Source organism: Thermoflexibacter ruber, from assembly GCF_900113045.1.
Lineage (GTDB): Bacteria > Bacteroidota > Bacteroidia > Cytophagales > Thermoflexibacteraceae > Thermoflexibacter > Thermoflexibacter ruber.
Window position 1 is genome coordinate 1 of the sequence record NZ_FONY01000101.1, and the last position, 3,133, is coordinate 3,133.

The following is a 3,133-nucleotide window of genomic DNA, read 5'->3' on the forward strand; positions in this document are numbered from 1 at the left end:
CCTAAAATTTTTAATCGTATGAAAAATTCATAAAAACAAATGCTCACCCAAGGCTACCGCCGAAACGCCTGAAAGCAAGTAGGCATAAGTAAATTTTAAAACCTCAATTTTTATGAAAAGATTAATCGCATATTTTTTATTTGCCACTGCCCTGTTTGCAGCATGGGCTTGTGGGAAAGGAGAGCAGGAAGTAGCACCTGCCGAGAAGCCCAAAGAGGAGGTAGGTATCATTAAAGATACAGTAAAGCAAGACTCCCCACCTCCCATGACTGAAATTCCTTGTGAAAAGGATAGCACCCCTATCGCTTTGGAAAAAGTAGATATTGCGATGGGAATCATAGGGGAACTTACCCCTAAAGATACCTCTAAACCTTACAGCTACCCTCGTGTCAATCAGCCTTTTTATATCATTATCAATTCTACTGAACATGAGCTATACGGTAAGTTGGTCACTCAGCAGGGAGAACCTATCCCTGCCGTAGATTTTGAGAAAAATAGTTTGGTAGTGGCTGGGTTTACAGCAACCAGTAGTGATGGGTTAAAGGATTTAAGAGTAAGAAAAGAATGTAAAGAGGGTAGATTACGAGCAGAAGTGCTTCTTTTTGCAGGAGCAGGAGCGGCGTTTACACCTGTTAACTTTTCCTTTACTATACCCAAATTAAAAGAGGGTACTCAAATTCAATTTAATATCAGTTATTAAAAATCATTAGCTAAACTTAAAAATCAAAAATTTATGAGAAAATTACTTATTTCCCTATTTTTAGGGACTGTAATTGCTTTGTTTTTGCTAAATGCTCAATATTCTATAGCACAAGACCTTTCTAGCTATTATCAAGGTAAAAAACAATTTTACCAAACTTCCGAAAATAAAATAGTTGTCAGATTCCGAAAGGAAGCAACAGTATCTGTAAAAAATCAAATTCTTCATAGCTTAGTCAATGAAAAAGAACAAGTTGGAGAAGCAGGTAATGGCATTTCTATCATTGTTTTAAAAAATAACACTTCAAAAGAGAAAATTCAGCATTTCATCAAGGAGTATAAAAATAATGATGAGGTAATTTCCATAAGCCCAATCCTACTCAACCAAAAGAGTGAGGAGATAGGAGCATTAACAGAGCAGTTTATTGTTAGGCTTAAAACCAATACAAATATTACACAACTACAAAGATTAGTTACGCAAACTCGTACTCAAATTGTTGAGCAATATAAATATGATAAGCAAACATATATCTTGGCAGTTAATAAAAACTCACAAGGAAATGCCTTAGAAATGGCAAACTTGTTTTACGAAAGCGGTCTTTTTGAATGGTCTGAGCCTGATTTTTTATTATTTATAGATAAGGGATGCATCCCCAATGATGTATCATTTAACCAGCAATGGTATCTTAGAAATACACAACAATTTGGTGGAATTACAGATGCAGATATTGATGCAGAACAAGCTTGGTGCATCACTACAGGTTCATCAAGTATTAAAGTTGCTGTTTTAGATGATGGAATACAAAGTAATCATCCTGACTTATTAGGAAATATTTTATTAGGGTACAATGCAACTAATGGAACAAATAATACAGAACCAGCAGGTTCTGAACCTCATGGAACTTTTGTAGCAGGAATTATAGCAGCAAGAGCTAATAATCAAGAGGGTATCGCAGGGATAGCATATAACAATAGAGTTGTTCCAATTAAGGTATTAACAGCTGTTACTAATTTAGATACTATGAGTACTGCTTTTGGCTCTGCATTAGTTGCTGGCATTGATTGGGCGTGGCATCAAGGTGGGGTTGATGTTATGAATATGTCTTTTAGAATAGGCATTAATATTCAAAATATAGAAACTGCTATACAGAGAGCCATTACTCAAGGTAGAGGAGGGAAAGGATGTGTAATGGTAGGAATAACTCATAATCAAAATAGAAACGGCATATCATTTCCTGCAAGTAATCCTAATATGATAGCTGTTGGAGCGTCTAATCCATTCGATGAGAAAGCAAGTTTTTCTAATTATGGGTTAGGGATAGATATAGTTGCTCCTGGAGAACAAATGTTCTCTACTGATTTAACTCTACAAGGTTATAACCAATTCAGTAATTATGACTTTCAAAGTGGAACATCATTTGCTTCTCCTTTAGTAGCAGGAACAGCCGCTTTGATTTTATCTTTGAATCCAAACCTAACACAAAGTCAAGTAAGAAGAATTATAGAACTTACAGCAGAGAAAAAGGGAGGTAATGTCTATCAGTCTAATGTTCCAGGACAACCTAATGGGACATGGAATCAGTTTATGGGACATGGAAGACTGGACACACATCAGGCTTTGCTATATACGCAAAATTACTGCTTGCCTACTTCTGTTTCTTCTTCACTTATTTCCGTTTCTGGGCAAGGCATGACAGTTACACAATCAGGTCTTAACCTTGCTGTTATCTACAACGGTTCTTTCATTTCCTCTACTCCTAATTCTCAAAACATAGACCAAGTAGAATGGCAATCGCTATCAAGTAGCGTCTATGTTTCTCAGTCTGGCATTACTGCTACTGCGTATCTCACAAATGGCTGTGTAGGTGGCATTGCCAATATGCGGGTAAGGGTAAGAAATATTTGTGGGCTTTGGAGCGATTGGAGAATGTTTACCGTCAATGTGTGTAGCAACTCAGGCTTTCGCTTCGTTTACAGCCCCAATCCCACCTCTGAGGTACTGACCATAACCGCAGTCCCTACTGAAGAAAACAAGAATTTGACGATTGCCGCTGAGGTAGATTTTGAGGTAAAGCTCATAGACCAAGACGGCAAGGTAGTCAGAGAAGGCAAAAACCAAAACAAGGAAAAGAAGCTTTCTTTTGATGTCAAAGGACTGAAAGAAGGCACTTACTACCTGCACATCTTGTATGGGAAGGAAATAGAGAAACATCAGGTTTTAGTAGGGAAGTAAACGAATTAGACATAGGGTATCCTCAGCAAAATAAGATACCTTATGTTGTGGGCGAATAGGCTATTGGATTTTTCTGCAAATATTAATAAATTGTTAAGTTTTAGCTAAATATTTATAAAACTATCTTTATAGTTATAAAACCTTCTATTTTCTTAGAAAAGCACCATACTTTCTTGGAATAATCTCAGTATTTATACTTAT

The 3,133-nt window shown here is 36.5% G+C and carries 2 protein-coding genes; both read left to right on the forward strand.

All coding sequences use genetic code 11. The annotated features are described in order from the left end of the window. The first annotated feature begins 112 nt into the window (after positions 1 to 112). Complete coding sequence (locus tag BM141_RS22265) at positions 113 to 700, forward strand: hypothetical protein (protein WP_091549635.1); 588 nt, start codon at positions 113 to 115, stop codon at positions 698 to 700. A gap of 33 nt (positions 701 to 733) precedes the next feature. Further along, positions 734 to 2,932 (forward strand): S8 family serine peptidase, encoded by a 2,199-nt coding sequence (locus tag BM141_RS22270; protein WP_091549636.1) that lies wholly within the window; start codon positions 734 to 736, stop codon positions 2,930 to 2,932. The last annotated feature ends 201 nt before the right edge of the window (positions 2,933 to 3,133 follow it).

Bases quoted from the DNA above. Each gene is read 5' to 3' on its own strand.
- BM141_RS22265 (WP_091549635.1), top strand. From the start codon at position 113: ATGAAAAGATTAATCGCATATTTTTTATTTGCCACTGCCCTGTTTGCA.
- BM141_RS22270 (WP_091549636.1), top strand. From the start codon at position 734: ATGAGAAAATTACTTATTTCCCTATTTTTAGGGACTGTAATTGCTTTG.